The organism is uncultured Microbacterium sp. (assembly GCF_963521695.1).
In the GTDB taxonomy this organism is placed as follows: domain Bacteria; phylum Actinomycetota; class Actinomycetes; order Actinomycetales; family Microbacteriaceae; genus Microbacterium.
Map to the genome: position 1 here is coordinate 1 of NZ_CAUQWC010000065.1, position 15342 is coordinate 15342.

At 67.1% G+C, this 15342-nt stretch carries 17 protein-coding genes; 8 read left to right on the forward strand and 9 right to left on the reverse strand.

The features are described 5' to 3' along the window. Positions 1–67: 67 nt before the first annotated feature. Positions 68–775 (reverse strand): ABC transporter ATP-binding protein, encoded by a 708-nt coding sequence (locus RWP81_RS06960; RefSeq protein ID WP_314454021.1) that lies wholly within the window; start codon positions 773–775, stop codon positions 68–70. A 31-nt stretch (positions 776–806) separates the two neighbouring features. After that, positions 807–2273, reverse strand: a complete 1467-nt coding sequence (locus RWP81_RS06965; protein WP_314454024.1) for an ABC transporter permease — start codon at positions 2271–2273, stop codon at positions 807–809. Positions 2274–2395: 122 nt separating this feature from the next. Here RWP81_RS06965 and RWP81_RS06970 point away from each other — a divergent pair, with 122 nt between their 5' ends. Together RWP81_RS06970 and RWP81_RS06975 are read left to right on the forward strand one after the other, a co-directional pair. Next, on the forward strand, positions 2396–3130 hold the full coding sequence (locus tag RWP81_RS06970) for a response regulator transcription factor (RefSeq protein WP_055952860.1): 735 nt from the start codon (positions 2396–2398) through the stop codon (positions 3128–3130). Continuing rightward, complete coding sequence (locus RWP81_RS06975; RefSeq protein ID WP_314454027.1) at positions 3127–4581, forward strand: HAMP domain-containing sensor histidine kinase; 1455 nt, start codon at positions 3127–3129, stop codon at positions 4579–4581. The genes RWP81_RS06970 and RWP81_RS06975 overlap by 4 nt, the downstream gene beginning before the upstream one ends. A gap of 265 nt (positions 4582–4846) precedes the next feature. Here the strand turns inward: RWP81_RS06975 and RWP81_RS06980 are convergent, their stop codons facing one another. From RWP81_RS06980 to RWP81_RS07005, 6 genes are all read right to left on the reverse strand, one after another. Continuing rightward, on the reverse strand, positions 4847–5395 hold the full coding sequence (locus tag RWP81_RS06980) for a hypothetical protein (RefSeq protein ID WP_314454030.1): 549 nt from the start codon (positions 5393–5395) through the stop codon (positions 4847–4849). 97 nt (positions 5396–5492) lie between these two features. Further along, a complete protein-coding gene (locus RWP81_RS06985) occupies positions 5493–6473 on the reverse strand; it encodes a hypothetical protein (RefSeq protein WP_314454033.1) in 981 nt (326 codons plus the stop codon). A 116-nt stretch (positions 6474–6589) separates the two neighbouring features. Continuing rightward, positions 6590–6910 carry a hypothetical protein gene (locus RWP81_RS06990; RefSeq protein WP_314454035.1) on the reverse strand — a complete coding sequence of 107 codons (321 nt, stop codon included), beginning with the start codon at positions 6908–6910 and terminating at the stop codon, positions 6590–6592. Between the two features lie 407 nt (positions 6911–7317). Continuing rightward, positions 7318–8235 (reverse strand): hypothetical protein, encoded by a 918-nt coding sequence (locus RWP81_RS06995; protein WP_314454038.1) that lies wholly within the window; start codon positions 8233–8235, stop codon positions 7318–7320. A gap of 169 nt (positions 8236–8404) precedes the next feature. Beyond that, positions 8405–9715, reverse strand: a complete 1311-nt coding sequence (locus RWP81_RS07000) for a nucleotide-binding domain-containing protein (RefSeq protein WP_314454041.1) — start codon at positions 9713–9715, stop codon at positions 8405–8407. Positions 9716–9717: 2 nt separating this feature from the next. After that, positions 9718–10314, reverse strand: coding sequence for an SLATT domain-containing protein (locus RWP81_RS07005; protein WP_314454043.1), 597 nt, complete (start codon positions 10312–10314; stop codon positions 9718–9720). Between the two features lie 185 nt (positions 10315–10499). Between RWP81_RS07005 and RWP81_RS07010 the strand changes: the two genes are divergently transcribed. From RWP81_RS07010 to RWP81_RS07035, 6 genes are all read left to right on the forward strand, one after another. Beyond that, on the forward strand, positions 10500–10760 hold the full coding sequence (locus RWP81_RS07010; protein WP_314454044.1) for a hypothetical protein: 261 nt from the start codon (positions 10500–10502) through the stop codon (positions 10758–10760). Further along, positions 10757–11611 (forward strand): hypothetical protein, encoded by an 855-nt coding sequence (locus RWP81_RS07015; RefSeq protein ID WP_314454045.1) that lies wholly within the window; start codon positions 10757–10759, stop codon positions 11609–11611. Before RWP81_RS07010 ends, RWP81_RS07015 begins: the two co-directional genes overlap by 4 nt. Positions 11612–11655: 44 nt before the next feature. Further along, a complete protein-coding gene (locus tag RWP81_RS07020; RefSeq protein WP_314454046.1) occupies positions 11656–13053 on the forward strand; it encodes a glycosyltransferase in 1398 nt (465 codons plus the stop codon). A 236-nt stretch (positions 13054–13289) separates the two neighbouring features. Further along, on the forward strand, positions 13290–13463 hold the full coding sequence (locus RWP81_RS07025; RefSeq protein WP_314454049.1) for a hypothetical protein: 174 nt from the start codon (positions 13290–13292) through the stop codon (positions 13461–13463). 78 nt (positions 13464–13541) lie between these two features. Further along, a complete protein-coding gene (locus RWP81_RS07030) occupies positions 13542–13931 on the forward strand; it encodes a hypothetical protein (protein WP_314454052.1) in 390 nt (129 codons plus the stop codon). A gap of 9 nt (positions 13932–13940) precedes the next feature. After that, positions 13941–14231: a hypothetical protein gene (locus RWP81_RS07035; RefSeq protein WP_314454055.1), complete on the forward strand. Its 291-nt coding sequence runs from the start codon at positions 13941–13943 to the stop codon at positions 14229–14231. 241 nt (positions 14232–14472) lie between these two features. Here RWP81_RS07035 and RWP81_RS07040 read toward each other — a convergent pair. Next, positions 14473–15342 (reverse strand): YhgE/Pip family protein (locus tag RWP81_RS07040; RefSeq protein WP_314454058.1); only part of this gene is annotated, 870 nt, incomplete at its 5' end.

The window sequence follows — 15342 nt, forward strand, 5'->3', positions numbered from 1 at the left end:
CGCTTGTCGACGCACCGGCCCAGGTCCGCTCGACCGGCGCAGGGACCTGGGCACGCCTCTCGAAAGGTCAGCCGGCCGTGATGTCGGTGACCACTCCCTTCGCCAGGCGCAGGCGACGGCGGGCGCGGCGGGCGACGGCGGAGTCGTGCGTCACGACGACGAGCGTCAGTCCCTCGGCGTTCAACGCCTCGAGCACGTCGAGGATCTCGTCGCGCATGCGCTCGTCGAGGTTGCCCGTCGGCTCATCGGCGAGGAGCACGCGCGGCTGCTTGGCCACGGCACGGGCGATCGCGACGCGCTGCTGCTGCCCGCCCGACAGTTCGCCCGGGCGGTGATCGGCGCGGTCGTCCAGCCCGACGCGAGCCAGTGCGTCCGTCACCCGCCGTCGCCGCTCCGCGCGATCGAGCCCGAGGGGCTCCAGCCCCATGTCGACGTTCTCGGCGGCGGTGAGGGTGGGGATGAGGTTGAAGCCCTGGAAGACGAAGCCGATCTCCCGCGCCCTCATCCGCCCGAGCTCGGCGTTCGAGGCGGCCGCGATGTCGACGTCGCCGAGCGTCACGGATCCGCTCGTGGGGCGGTCGAGGGCGCCGAGCATCTGCAGCAGCGTGGATTTGCCCCCGCCGGTCGGGCCCTGGACGGTGACGAAGTCGCCCGCGGCGATGTCGAGGTCGACGCCGGCCAGGGCCTGGACGGTGCGGTCGCGCTGGCGGTAGGTGCGGGTCACGCCGCGCAGGCTGTAGGCGGTGGTGGTGAGGGTGGGGGCGGTGAGGGTCATGATGTCTCCTTCGAAGGACGGGGGATGCCGCTCACGCGACCGAGCGGAGGGCGGCGGCGGGACTGAGACGAGCGGCGCGCCAGCCACCGAAGGCACCCGCGAGTACACCGCCGAGCACGGCGATGCCGACGGCGGCCACGACGACGATCGGCGTCACGGGGGCACTGAGGACGATGTCGGTGGCCTGCGCCGCCGCCTGGCCGAAGCCGCCGGGGCCGCCGGGACCGAAGCCCTCGCCGCCGCCCTGGCCGGGGGCCGTCGCCTCGCCGCTCACCGAGATGGTCGGCGAGATGACGTTCACGAGCAGGATGCCGCCGAGCCCGAGGATGAGACCCGCGACGCCGCCGAGCAGGCCCTGGACGAGCGACTCGCCGGCGACCTGGCGCACGATGCGGCCGTTGGACCACCCGATGGCCTTGAGCGTTCCGAACTCCCGCGTGCGGCGGGCGACGCCCGACATCGTGAACAGCACGGCGAGGGCGAGGGCGACCAGCAGCACGACGGCCGACAGCCACGTGCCGAGGTTAGAGATCATCGCCGACGCGCTCGACAGCGAGCCCGAGACGGTCGACGCGAGCTCGGACTGCGAGCTGACGGTGGCGTCGGGGAGTGCGGCCGTGATCTCGCTCTGCACCGCGTCGATGGCATCCGCCGATGAGGCCTGCACGTACACGGTCGACACGACGTCGCCGACGCCGGCGAGCGTCTGGGCGACGTCGAGCGGGAGGTACACGTTCGCGGCGGTGTCGGCGTCGGCCGAGGCGGACGCCACGACCCCGACGATCTGCATCGTCGTACCGGCGACGTCGACCGTGCCGCCCACGGCGAGTCCGGCGCTCGCCGCGTACGTCGCGTCGATCACGGCGACGTCGGTCCCGGCATCGGAGGCGGCGAGGGCTCGACCGTCGGAGACGGTCACGGCGGAGAGCGGACCGACGGGTGCCGCGGGGTCGACGCCGAGCACGCTGAACGAGTCGACACCGAAGGCGCTGCCGCCGTCTCCGCCGGGGCCTCCTCCGGCCGGCGGCTGCTGCGGCATCCCCTCGCCCTGCGTGGTTCCGGTCTCGGCACCGCGGTCGGGCATCTGCCCCGAGAACGTCGTGTTCGTCAGCGACAGGGCGCCGGTGGCGGCGGAGACGCCGTCGAGGCCCTCGACGGTGGTGACGGTGGAGGCGTCGAGGGTGCCGCGTCGCATGTCGGTCATGAGTCGCGACTGGCTGAGCGTCGTGGTCCCGTCGGTGGTCGTGCCCTCGTCGGCGCCGAAGTCGAAGCGCGGTCCGCCGCCGCCCTGACCGGGTTCGGTCTGCGCACCGGTCACGGTGAGGTCAGTGCCGACGCCGTACACAGACGACAGAGCCTGCGACTGGGCGTCGCGGACGCCCGCCGACAGCGCGTTGACGACGATGACGAGCGCGATGGCGATCGCGAGTCCCACCGCGACGATCACGGTCTGCTTGGTGCGGCCGGCGAGTTCGCGCCGAAGGTACGTGCCGTACATGGTTCTCCTTCCGGACGCGGGGTGCGGCCGTCTCAGGCGAAGGTAGGAACGGCACCCTCACCGCTCCCTCACCGTTGCTATGAACCGCGTATGTCGCGTGACGCCGAGGCCGGGAAGCGTGCATGCTGGCTCTCGTGACCTCCCGCCCCGCGCCCCTCGCCCGTCCCGACGGCTCGCCCATCCGTGTGCTCGTCGTGGACGACGAGGCCAACCTCAGCGATCTGCTGCGCATGGCGTTGCAGAACGAGGGGTGGGACGCCCGCACCGCGGCGAACGGGCAGGAGGCGCTCGGCGTCATCCGCGAGTTCGCGCCCGACCTGCTGGTGCTCGACATCATGATGCCGGGGCTCGACGGAATGGAACTGCTGACCCGCGTCCGGGCGGCGGGCAATGACGCGCCCGTGCTGTTCCTGACGGCGAAGGATGCCGTCGAAGACCGCATCGCGGGGATCTCAGCCGGCGCCGACGACTACGTCACGAAGCCCTTCAACCTCGAGGAGGTCATCGTGCGCCTGCGGGGAATGGCCCGCCGTCACGTCGCGGCGGTCGTCGACGCCGACCCGCGGTTGCGCGTCGGCGATCTCTCGCTCGACGAGGAGTCGTACGAGGTCGAGCGCGGTGGCATCCCGATCAAACTCACAGCGAAGGAGTTCGAGCTGCTGCGCTACCTGATGCAGAACCCGCGCCGGGTGCTGAGCAAGGCGCAGATCCTCGATCAGGTGTGGAGCTACGACTTCGGCGGCAACGGCAGCGTCGTCGAGATCTACATCTCGTACCTGCGCAAGAAGATCGACACCCTCGGCGAACCGCTCATCCACACCGTGCGCGGCGTCGGTTACACGATCAAGGCGCCATGACCCGCGGTCGCTGGACGCTGCGCCGCACCCTCGTCGTGGGGACGAGCGTGCTGGTCGCGCTCGCGTTCATCGCGATGAGCGTGGCGACGATCCTGGCGCTGCGTTCCTTCGCCGTCGACCGCCTCGACCAGCAGGTGCGCGAGGGGCTGTCGTTCGCGGTGGGTCGCGACGCGTTCGGGGGGCGCGGCGGCGGCGACGGCGGCGACGACCGGCCCCCGGGGATGGATGTCACGAACCCCGCGCCCCGCATCGGCACGCTGCAGGCTGTCGTCGACGCCGACGGGACGGTCGAGCGTTCGGGCTACACGCGGGCGGACGGCACCGAGGTCGCGCTGAACGACGAACAGATAGCGCTGCTGCGCTCGTCGGTGGCGACCGACGGCGCGCCCACGACCGTGGACCTCGGGGGAGACCTCGGCGCGTTCCGCGTGGCGGCGGCGACCGACGACGGCGTCTCGGTCTTCGCCGGGAGCTCGCAGTCCGACGTGACCGCGACCACCTCGGCGCTGACCGTCATCCTCGTCGCCGTCTCGGCGGTGACACTGCTCGTCGCGGTGCTGGGGCTCTCGCTCTTCGTGCGGCGCAGTCTGCGGCCCCTCGACCGGGTGGCGGGCGTCGCAGAGCGCGTGTCGACGCTGTCGCTCAGCGCCGGGAGCGTCGACATCCCCGACCGGGTGGCGCCCTCCGACACCGATCCTGCTACCGAGGTGGGCAGGGTGGGGGCCTCGCTGAACGGGTTGCTCGGGCACGTGCAGTCCTCGCTCGCCGCGCGGCAGCACAGCGAGGAGCAGCTGCGACGTTTCATCGCCGATGCCAGCCACGAGCTCCGCACGCCCCTGGCGAGCATCCGCGGCTATGCGCAGCTCTCGCTCGGCGAAGACGCGCCGATGACGCCCACCCAGGCCCGTTCGTTCGACCGGATCGAGTCGGAGGCCCAGCGCATGGCATCCCTCGTCGACGATCTGCTGCTTCTGGCGAGATTGGATGCCGGACAGCCGCTGCGCCGCGACGAGGTCGAGTTGACGCTGCTCGCGGTCGACGCCGTGAGCGATGCCCAGGCCGCGGATGCGACGCACGAGTGGCGGCTCGACGTGACCGACGACCTCATCTCGGTGACCGGAGATGAGAACCGCCTGCGGCAGGTCGTGGCGAACCTGCTGCGAAATGCGCAGACGCACACGCCGCCGGGGACGACGGTGACGCTGTCGCTCGCCCGCGAGGCCGCGGAGGCCGTGCTGCGCGTGGCCGACACCGGGCCGGGGATCGATCAGAGCGTCGCGGAGCGCCTCTTCGACCGTTTCGCCCGGGGAGATGACTCGCGCAATCGGGATGCCGGGAGCACGGGTCTCGGGCTCTCGATCGCGCAGGCGATCACCGAGGCGCACGGCGGGAGCATCTCGGTCGAGAGCGCGCCCGGGCGGACGGTGTTCGAGGTGCGGCTGCCCGAGTGAGCGCGGGTGGCCGCGGGGGTTCCGGTCCCTTCGACGGGCTCGGGGGCCTCGACGGGCTTAGGGACCTCGACGCCGTGAAGATACCGCGGCATCGCAAACCCTCCTCGGGGACCTCTCAGAGCTACTCCCAGTCACGATGATCCTCTATTTGGATATGGGATCGAATGTCGGGCCGCCCACCCGTGACGAACGGTCCTGCGTCGACCTGGAACGTGCAGAGACCGATTCGCTACGCCTCCTCCCACTCCCGGGGTGAAGCTCGCTCTCACATGAAGCGTGCGAACGCCAGCAGGAGGAGGGGGAGCGCGATGCCGACGCCGGCTGAAACCGTCGCTGAGATAGCGCCGAACATCGTCAGGGAGGCAAAAAATCGTGGCCAGAACTCCGCGCCCTTCACCCGCTGCATCCCGTAGCCCACGGCCGTGCACACCGCGGCGATCATCACCACGATTGGGATGACCGGCTGGGCGATAGAGGTGGCCACCTGGGGAAAGACGAGGAACAGCAGGAACCACCCGTTCGACATGTTCGCGTACGCCACGAAGGACATCACGATCCACGCGAAGTTGAAGATCGAGTAGCCCTTCAGCCAGGTCCAGCGTTCGCCCATTACCACCGGACGGTGCTTGTCCTCCGGCGCACCAATCTCGGCACCCGACGCTGCAGTCGTCGCGCCGGCTGCAGCGTCGACGGTCGCTTTCGCCTGTGCGACAGCTTGACGGTGCTCAGCGGTCGCCTTATCAAGCTCGGACGGTGGACCCTCCCATGCGAAATCGCAAGTGGACTTCCCGCAACGAATCGACAGCACGCTCATAGACCTCACCCTGACCGGTTTGCCAAGAAGACGCGGTCGCCGACGATCGGGTGGGAGATACGCGCGCGGCGGTGATCTCGAAGGCGGTGCCCAAAGGTCAACCGCGGACGCCGCGCCGCTGCTGGTGCTCGAGAAGGGGAACGTATCGGCGCGTGATCAGGTCGCGCACAAGGTTCCCAAGCTCGTTGGTCACAGCGGCGACTTCGTGGTGCGTTGGAGCCCCGTCGCCGTGCGTGAGTCGACTCCTCATGCGGTAGATCCGGCTGAAAAAATCTGTGGCCGACTCGTTGTCGTAAACCTTGTCCGATACGTTCGCGAGCAATCGTCGGATTGCCATCCCGACACTCTCTCGTCTTATCAACCTATCGAGGAGAGACTGCCTAACGTCCGGCTCGAGGTCCATCCTCTTCACCTCGGATCGGAGGCGATTGATTGCCTCCCGCTCCTCACCGGCGATCGGCAGCTGATCAGCGAGCGCCTCTACAGCGTTCACCAGCGTCAGAAACCGCGAATCGCCGGACGGCATGCGACTTGCAGCGCTCCACAAATCGAAGGCCAAGTCAGCCGCCTTGTCTACCCGTGCCACTTCGATCGCGGACGCGTACTCGTCGACCAGGGCCGACGCCACCTTGACGACGACGCCGGTTGCAGAACCACGAATGACGCACCAAACCTCGTCGGATGGGTGCACGATCACGCCGGGGCTTTCATTTTTCAGCACCGGACGTGGGGGATGAGAGCCGTCTTCTTCCCATGCAGCATCGCCCGCTTCCTGAGCGTGGGCGAGGGCTTCTTCGGACCACTGGCCCATTGATCTGCGCGCATGAAAATCTGCAGGACTGTGGGTTTGGACGAGACTGATCCTGAGCGCGGCGAGGGCGCGTTCTCCCGCCTCCTGAGCTGCGTCCTGTGTCTCGTACTCAGTTCCTCGAAGAACCAGACGCGAAGCGTCGCGCAGGGGACCGTTCGCGTCTATCCAAAGCTCTTCGGACCCGCGCGCCACCAGCGTCAAGCGATCCTCGTCGACGTTCCAGCCGGACCCGTCGAGCGAGAAGCGTACAAAGAATGAATAACCCACAGGTGGAAGCTACCGATCCGGCCAGCGAGGCCACGATGCGGACGACAATGGATGAGAGCTGAAGCCACCATGTGGGGCTCGTAGCGAGCCCGACACGACGTCATGTACCGCTGTGATCAGACGCGGCACCGCCACCCGCTGGCCGTCTGATTTACTACGACGGCTTTGGCGTTGCTTCCGTGTTGCTGCTTGCAAGCCGTGGCGACGTCGACGCCCACGAGGCCGGTTCGCGCGCCGCACCGCCAGCCATCCCAGCGGTTGTTGATGTTCGTGGCCTGGCTGGGTGCTGCGGTTCCGCTAGGGACGTTCCGGGCACAGTAGTCCGCGATGCTGACCGAGTAGTCCGCGGCTTGAGCTGCGGGTGCGATCGCGATGGACATGCCTGCAGCCATGAGCAGCCCCATTGCCCCGACCGCGATCTTCCTTCGAATGGTCATGTGGTTCCCCCTAGTCAATCTTCGGAGTCAGCCCTTGCTGGCTGACTGTCAAGCGCCCGGAAGACGAAGTCTCCGATGGCGGTTTTGCGTACCGAGAATGTGCGGTGGTCGTGAGAATCACACACTTCCGTCAGTGCTGTGTCTCGAATCCGCAAATCCTTACGGTGGGGCAAGAGAGGCGGCGCCTTCCGCCCGTATCCGGCGCAAAACCCCGAGCGCCCAGGGTGGCACCCCATTAGACATCCCTGTTCGCTGGGGGATCGCTATGCGGACCGGTCTGCGAGGCTGTCGAAACCCTCGAGGTCCGTGAAATCTCGGCGTCCGTCGCGTCCCGCATAGGGGTCCGAGATTCTGTACCCGACCAGTCCGGTTTTACGGTGCAACTCGGTCCGCACTCCGCCGCACGGCTAAGAGCGAGCCGGATCCTCATGGGCGGTCGGCCCTGGGGGCGGGTCTTGCAAGCGCTCTGGAGCGCCGGGCACCTTTGGGATGAGCTGATACCAACGTTCCGTGGCATCGCGCAGACGCTTGGCCAGGTTGGGCTCGTGGCCCGCGCGGTCGATGTACCGGAATACTCCATACTGGGTCACTTGATCGGCGAGAACGAGCATGGCAGACATTGCATCAGCGTCCGGAAGTGAGTAACGGCGCCCGGCAACGTCGACGGAAGTCCGCAGCTCCACTGACGGCCACATCTTCCCGTGAGCGGACCCCGCCGAAGCTCGCCACAACCGCTCCACCTCGGCGCGTCTTACGATATCGACCGTCGTCTTCTCCCGGACCTCCTCGGCGGCGGCGGTGACGAGGGTCAAGTACGACGGATTATCCACTCGCACACCATGCGATTCGATGATGTCGAGCAGCGCTGCACGCTGCGACCTCAGAGCCTCTTTCGTCTCGGGGTCAATCTCGGCCTTTCGCTGCTCCTCCCAATCAGCAAGGACGAGGGAGAGGTGCCGTCTCAGCAACTCAGGCGCGTTATCAGCCGCCATAACCCACACAGCCTGTGACGCTGATTCGAGAGCCGCACGCGCGAGCGTCTGCGCAGGCCGGGCATCGTGATGAACCGTCGTGTCTGGATGCAGCGTGAGGGGCGCCACGAAGTCTGCCCACATGCACAGATGCTCCAAAGCCGAAGACAGGTACGAACGGCACCAACGTGCACTCGCCTCCGGCAGATCCTCGTCGACCTGAGCGAAGGGCGAACCGCCGACAGGTTCTGGCGTCCCCTGTAGGAGGTCACGCAATAGACGCGCCGACTGCGCCACCATCACCCAGGGGAGAGAGGTAGCACGGTCGATCTCAACGCGAGGAGCAGCTGCCATGGGATTTACCATGCCACCTCAGAGCGACTCCGAGCAGGCAGGCCGACCGCGATAAGTTCCTGCCCGTGTGATGCAAAACCGATTGGTTCTCGCGCCATCTCGATTGATGACCTGTTGGGTCTGATGCGCCGAAGAGCGCCACCGCGCGTGTTGGCAGGGCCGCCGCGGCTCATGTCTCGTCGGTGGTGATGATGGGCACGTCGATTCTGTCTCGGGCTACGACCGTTCCGTTTTGGATGACATAGCACTCGACGATGTGTTCGCCGCGGAAGGATGACGTTTCGGTGCGAATCCCGGGTTGGGTGGAGTCAATGATCTGACCACGGATCATGTTTCGACGTTCAGCCTCCGGGCCTCGGTTGAGGACTTTCCACTTGAGCGTGTAGGGCTGCGTCGCTGTGCAGTTGGCGACCTGGAACTTGAGTTTCTTGCCGGCGGCTAGGGGGATGCCGATGCGTCTCATTGCGCGAAGCCAGAGGGGCCGCCATCCGTCCTGGGTCACTTCGCAGTCGATGGAGATGCTCTCGGTGATGTCGACGAGGTAGCGATCTTCGATGAACTCTTCGGTGTGCGTCTCCGCGTACGAGGCGGATGCGGCGATGACACTATCGCTGGCGGTCAGGGGGACGCTGACGCCGAAGATCTCGCGCCATTTTTTCACCGCTGCGGTCTTGCCGGCGTTGTCGATTGCGTCGAGACAGCGTTTGTGCGCTTTCTTTGCCTTCGCCTGAAACTTGGCTTTGACGTGGACGCGCTGGCGGCTGCCGAGCGCAAGGTAGTAGTCCTGGTCGGGTTCGTCCATGAGGAAGGCGAAGAAGTCGCGGGACATCAGGTCGAACGACGCTGTGTTCGCGGTGTCGTAGTCGGAGGTCTGGCCGAAGAAGTTGTGCACCAGCGTGTCGATGACTAGCCCGCCGATGTTGACGCCGTTGGCGTTTTTCCAGGCGCGGGTCATGCGTGCAAGGTGGCGCATGTTGATGGACGTGCGGTCGTTGCAGTCTTTCGTCGCCTTGATCTCTGCGCGGGGCTTGGTGGTCTTCCAGTCCTGGGCTTTTGTGTCGGGGTAGTCGAAGGTGCCGTCAGTGTTTTCAAACGCGGGCTGCACCTCGAACTTGAAGGCGTTGGTGGCGAACTGTACGCGCACCACGCACTGGTCGACTCGGATATCGGTGTTGGGGTAGCGCGCGGTGAGGATGTCTCGCACTCGTTCGAGTATCCGTCGGGGGCCGTTGTCGTCGCTATAGGCGTCGCGCAGGCTCGAGGGCAGGACGAAGATCATGTCCAGATCGGAGATGGACTTGATAGCCGTGTGCCGGCCGAACGATCCGATCATGAGCCTGTAGTCGGTGCAGCCGTCTTTTGCGCGAAAGTTCTTGTTGAGGGCCTTGGTGATCTCGTCGCGCCGGGTTCGGATGTTCGCGACCTTGTCCCCGACCTTCAGGTTGGTTAGCAGACCATCGAAGATGTCGGAAGTCTCCATGCTCACTGCTCACCCTCGTTGAGTCGGAGCGCTTCGGGCAGCAGCAGATCGAGCTCTCGGGAGGTAAAGGTCAGCTCCTGGTTGTTTTTCAGGCCGCTCTGCGCACGGGTGTAGGCCTTGACGCTTGTGCGTGGTGCCGCGGTGTAGATTCGAAGAGTTGCCGCTTGCAGGTCATCGCGAACGTCTCGGACGTTGGAGTCGGAGACGTGACCACTCATTAGGTCTGCGATGAGGGACAGGTAGGACTCGCGCACGTTCCAAAGCTGGGAGGCCGTGTCGCGGTGTGCCTCTGCTTCCTCGTGGAAGCGGAACGTCTTGGCCCCGAGGGATACCCAGGTCACCAGGATGGCGACGGTGGAGGTGACGAAGCTGGCCACAGTGGTGGTGGTGAGTTGACCTACCACTGCGGCGAGGAAAGTGCCCGAGCTGATCGCGGTCAACGCGATGAGAACGCCCTGTTGCCATCGGTGTTTGGTGAAGCAGATGTCCGCCTGCTTTTCGTGGGTTTTGTGCGAGTACGCCACCCGGCCGAACGCTTCGCGGACCTGCCCCAACAGGTACTGGTCGCGTTCCGTGCCGACGGAATTGGAATCAGTCAAGGTAGCTCCACTCTTTCGCTTACACGCCCCCATAGGCGAACTCATTCGAGTATTACCGGGGCTTCCGACATCGGATGGTGCAGACAGCCCGTACCGCGCGGATCTCGCAGGCCGTCGCCTGTGCCGGCCCCCGTGGGCACAGTGCCGCGGCTGTGCAAAACGGATGAGTTCTGCACCACTGGGTGATGGGACGCCTCGGCTTCGACGGCGGCCGCGTGCTCGAACCCGGAAGCGGCGCCGGCACACTCATCGGCCTGGCGCCGACTGGCGTGCAGATGACCGGTGTCGAGTTGGACCCGCTGACTGCGGCGATGTCGCACGGCCTGTACCCGCAGGCGGAGGTCCGCACGGAGTCGTTCGCGCTGGCACCCGGATGCCGCGCGCGTCCTTCGACGCTGCGATCGGAAACGTTCCCTTCGCCGACGTCGTACTGCACGATTCCATGAACAACCGTGGCGGGCACTCGATGCACAACCACTTCATCATCAAGTCTCTCGCCCTGACCCGCCCGGGCGGGCTCGTGGCCGTGCTAACCAGCCGGTACACCCTCGACGCTCAGAACCCCGCCGCCCGTCGCGAGATGAGCGGCATGGCCGACCTCGTGGGCGCGGTGCGGCTACCGACGGGTGCGCACCGCCGCACCGCCGGCACAGAGGCCGTCACCGACCTCCTCCTCCTCCTCCTCCTCCGCCGACGAGAGCCCGACGCCGGCCCGATCGACACGACCTGGGAGAAAGTCACACCGAGGATCCTCGACGGCGAGAAAATCCACGCAAACTCATACTTCGACAACCGCCCCGATCACATCCTCGGCACCCTCGAGCTGGGAACCGGCATCCACGGGTCGACGACGCTGCACGTGCGCGGGGGTTCCGCCGCGGCGGCCGCGCAGCTGGATGCCGCCCTCACCGCCCTCACCACGAGCGGCATCGAGCGGGGACTCACCATGGCTGCGCCGACCGCCGACGTGCTCAACGAACGTGAGACGCGCGTCGGGGCCGATCCCGCCCTGTGGGACGGCACGGTCGTCGACCAGGGCAGGGGAGAGTTCGCCGCGGTCGCGGACGGCGCCCTGACGCCGCTGAAGGTGCCCCGCACCCACGCCCGCGAGCTCACGGTGCCTGTCCGGCTTTGTGACAAGACCCGCGCCCTGGTCACGAGTGAGGCGCGCGAGTCCGAGGACACGGGTCAGGACCTCGACGGGCTCGCGGACCTCGCGGTCGGGCCGCCCCATCGCGGGTGCGGAGCGGTCTGCATGGATCCCCCGCACTGGCAACTCCCCGTACCTCACTCATAGGAATGCTTAGGGTCGCGTTATGTGCTCGCTATGAGGATCTGAAGATGACTGCGCCCCCCGACGCCGATTTCGTTGTACTCACCAGCCGTTTAGCGCCTCACCGCGACGGCGGGTACGCCGTCGCGGTCGCTTCGCGCCTTCGCCTGCTCGCGTCGATCGGCGTCGCGCACCCGCTTTTGCTGACCTTCGACGTCGGTGGTGCGGACGAGCACGCGAGGAACAATCGGCAGGCCTTCCCCGACCCGCATCCGAATGTCGAGATCCGTAACCTCTTCGAGGAGATCCTGCACGATCCGTCCTGGCTCTGGGACGAGGCTCGAGAGGGCCGGGCCGATCCCGACGCCTCGTATCGCGCGATCCGCGACGGTGAGGGACGAGAGGTCGTCTCGCTCCCCGTCATCGGCGACCCCGCCTGGTACCTGACCGAGGCACCGGTCGTCGTGCGCACGGACGGCGGCTCCCGGACCCTGGCCGGTTTCAAGCAGCTGTACATGGCGTGGCTGACGCGCGTGGCCGCGCAGCTGCGTTCGCGCGCCGGCGACGAGGATCGGTGCATCGTGGTCATCTGCGAGTCCAAGCAGCTCGGCGAGCTGATCGCGGACTGGGCCGACCCGAACGTGCGCATCGTGCACACCGTTCACAACTCGCACCTCGACGCCCCCTGCGAGCCTTCGTCTGCGCTGCGCGACGACGGGTGGCGCCGATGGTTCGCCCTTCTCGACCGCTTCGACGCCGTCGTCTGGCCCACCGCCTCGCAAGAGGATGACGTGGCCGTACGCTTCGGAGCCCGGGAGGGCTCCGTCGTCATCCCCACACCCATCACCCCCGACCCCCGTCCCCGTCTTCGCCGGCGGAGGGTCCGCGAGGTCCTCATGGTGAACAGGCTCGCCGACCAGAAGCGGGTCGACATCGCGATCACCTCCTGGCCGCGCGTGCTGCAGCGCGTTCCCGATGCGCACCTCCACATCTACGGGGACGGTCCCCTGCGGACGCTGCTGCAGAACCTGATCGAGGACCGCGGCCTGGCGCAGAGCGTGCACCTCCACGGATATTCCGATCGGGTACGCGAGGCGATGGCCGTCTCCACCGCCTTCCTCAGCACCAGCGCGTTCGAGGGACAGAATCTGGCCATCGGTGAAGCGCTGGCCAGCGGTCTGCCGGTCGTGGCGTTCGACGTCTGTTACGGGCCCCGCGACTACGTGGGCGACGGTGGCATTCTCGTCGCCCCCGGCGACACGGAGGGTGTGGCGAGCGCTCTGTCCGCACTCCTGCTCGATGACACCGCGCGGGCCGAGATGTCGGAGCGAGCAGTCGAACAGTCGCGCCGGTTGAGCCCGGAGGTGGTCGGCGAGACCTTCTCGCGCCTCCTGGAAGACGTCGTCGCCCGCCCGGCGAGACCCCGAACGACCCGGGCGGATCGGGCGGTGCGCCCGGCCGCGTGAGCCGGCGTCCAGGTTGCTCCGTATACGCAACCACGGGCCGATGGGCGAACTGAGGACCTGCGTGGGATCGTGCCGTAGTACGGGGTGAAGGAGTAGAGGTCTGTGACGGCCTCTGTGATGAAAGAACCCTGTTGGTTGGTGCTGCTCTACCGAACAGACGTCTAGTTTCGGCCCTGTGATTCTGAAGGGGGGCACGCACACAGAGACAGCGTGTCGCTGTGTCGAAGGGACAACCGATGAAGATTCTTCGCCGTTCATCACTCGCCGCCGGAGTCGCGGCCGTCGCACTGGCGCTTACTCTTCCCGCACAGGCGGCCTCCGCGGCCACCACCGACACGGGTACAGAGCACGCTTTCCACGAAATCGTGTCCACCCTGAACATGTCACCGGCGGCGAAGGAGCAGGTGTAGTCGTACTTCCAGAGTCTGCCGGAGGCGAAGCAGAAGGCGGGCGTCGCTGATCCCTCGACGTTGTTCACCTATTCGGCTGTGACGTCCACCGTGAAGGAGCTGCCTACGGCGGCTCCGAAGGGCCGGCAGATCGCTGCAGCGGCGGCGACCCGCACACTCGAGGTCACGAACAAGCAGGAAGCCAAGATTGCGAACATCACGGTGGTGACGTTCAACCTCACCTACCGGTACGAGGCGAACGGAAACACCGTCACTCGCAACCTGCTGTGCACGGGCTCGGCCTCCGGCGCGATCAACGCCAGCTCCTCGTCGAACCAGTACATCTCGCAAGGCCGCGGCACCTGCGAGGTTCGCACCCAGCCCAGCGTCTTCATCAAGGGCGCGCCCTTCCAATTCACGAAGGTGCACACGGTCACTACTCAGGCCGGAAATGCCGCCCGAGTTGATGGTCGTATCTACACCGCCTAGGTTGCCAGCATGACCGACCTGCAGAAGACCAACGCGAACACCCTTCACTGGTGGGTGGTCACCGCAGCCGCGGTTTCGCTGGCCGCGCCTTTGGTGACCGAATGGGCGTTCGTTTTGCAGGTCGCGGCGCTGGTCTTCGGTGTCGTCGCGTTCTTTCGCGTCACCGGGGGGCAAGCACGTGCCGTTATCGCCACCGCCGTCGTGATTGTGGGCATGGTTCTCATCGCGCAAGTAGTGGGTGGGTTGGTGGCGTCGTCCCTCGAGAACTCCTTCACCGACGACAGCGTCCAGATCGGCTGACTCCTCCGAAGAGTGGCCCCACCCGTCACCGGGTGGGGTCATTCTTCGGTTTGGTAGGTGTACCTGTCGCCCGGGGGCGAACCGGCCCCACATCGAGTACCCCGGACGCGAAGGGAAGTTGACGGCCTCATCCAATCGCGCCCACCAGCTAATGCGCGGGCGCAACCGCAGGTCGACTTGCTGCCAAGGCTCGTAGCGTGACTCCCCGGTGGTGGAAGTAGTACTTCGCCCGGGACCCGGCTCAGCCGATCAGGCTCGGCTGCAGGTCGCGCAGCGTGCGGTGGTGCGTCATGCGCGTCACGCCGATTGCCGCCACCAGCACGCCGCCGACCATCCACGTGCCCAGCACCAGCAGATCCGACCCGACCCGCGCGACGTCGCCTCCGTACATGACCTGGCGCATGGCATCCACGACGTATCCCATCGGCAGAACGTGGTGCAGCGCCGCGAGCGGGGCGGGCAGCGTCTGCCACGGGAACGTGCCGCCGGCGGTGACGAGTTGCAGCACCATCAGCACGAGCCCGAGGAACTGTCCCACCGAGCCGAGCCAAACGTTCAGGGCGAGCACGATCGCGGCGTAGGTCGCCGACGCGAAGATCAGGATGCCGAGGGCGGCGGCCGGGTTGGCGAACGAGAACTGCAGGGCGATGGCGAGCACCGTGAACAGCCCCACCATCTGCACCGCGCCGAGACCGGCCGGGGCGAGCCAGCCCGCCAGCGTCACCCGCACGGGGGAGCGCAGCGCCGTGATCGCGCGCTTGGAGACGGGCTTGACGATGAGGAACAGCGCGTAGATGCCGATCCACCCGGCCAGTGCGGCGAAGAACGGGGCGAGGCCGGCGCCGTAGTTCTGGGCCGTCGTCACCGCGCTCGTACCGACCGCGACGGGGTCGGAGATGGCCTGGGCCTGCGCCTGGCGCGTCGCGTCGTCGGCGTCGGGGATCTGGACGACCCCTGCCGCGAGACCGTCGCGCAGCTGCGTCGCACCGGTGGAGAGCTGAGCGATCCCGCCGTCGAGTTGCGACGCCCCGTCGCGCAGCTGCGCCGAGCCGTCACGGAGCTGGGCGGCACCGGATGCCGCGGTGGCGGCGCCGTCGGCGAGGGCTGAGGC

Coding starts and splice junctions, on each gene's coding strand:
- RWP81_RS06960 (WP_314454021.1), bottom strand. CDS start 775: ATGACCCTCACCGCCCCCACCCTCACCACCACCGCCTACAGCCTGCGC.
- RWP81_RS06965 (WP_314454024.1), bottom strand. CDS start 2,273: ATGTACGGCACGTACCTTCGGCGCGAACTCGCCGGCCGCACCAAGCAG.
- RWP81_RS06970 (WP_055952860.1), top strand. CDS start 2,396: ATGCTGGCTCTCGTGACCTCCCGCCCCGCGCCCCTCGCCCGTCCCGAC.
- RWP81_RS06975 (WP_314454027.1), top strand. CDS start 3,127: ATGACCCGCGGTCGCTGGACGCTGCGCCGCACCCTCGTCGTGGGGACG.
- RWP81_RS06980 (WP_314454030.1), bottom strand. CDS start 5,395: ATGAGCGTGCTGTCGATTCGTTGCGGGAAGTCCACTTGCGATTTCGCA.
- RWP81_RS06990 (WP_314454035.1), bottom strand. CDS start 6,910: ATGACCATTCGAAGGAAGATCGCGGTCGGGGCAATGGGGCTGCTCATG.
- RWP81_RS06995 (WP_314454038.1), bottom strand. CDS start 8,235: ATGGCAGCTGCTCCTCGCGTTGAGATCGACCGTGCTACCTCTCTCCCC.
- RWP81_RS07000 (WP_314454041.1), bottom strand. CDS start 9,715: ATGGAGACTTCCGACATCTTCGATGGTCTGCTAACCAACCTGAAGGTC.
- RWP81_RS07010 (WP_314454044.1), top strand. CDS start 10,500: ATGGGACGCCTCGGCTTCGACGGCGGCCGCGTGCTCGAACCCGGAAGC.
- RWP81_RS07015 (WP_314454045.1), top strand. CDS start 10,757: ATGAACAACCGTGGCGGGCACTCGATGCACAACCACTTCATCATCAAG.
- RWP81_RS07020 (WP_314454046.1), top strand. CDS start 11,656: ATGACTGCGCCCCCCGACGCCGATTTCGTTGTACTCACCAGCCGTTTA.
- RWP81_RS07025 (WP_314454049.1), top strand. CDS start 13,290: ATGAAGATTCTTCGCCGTTCATCACTCGCCGCCGGAGTCGCGGCCGTC.
- RWP81_RS07035 (WP_314454055.1), top strand. CDS start 13,941: ATGACCGACCTGCAGAAGACCAACGCGAACACCCTTCACTGGTGGGTG.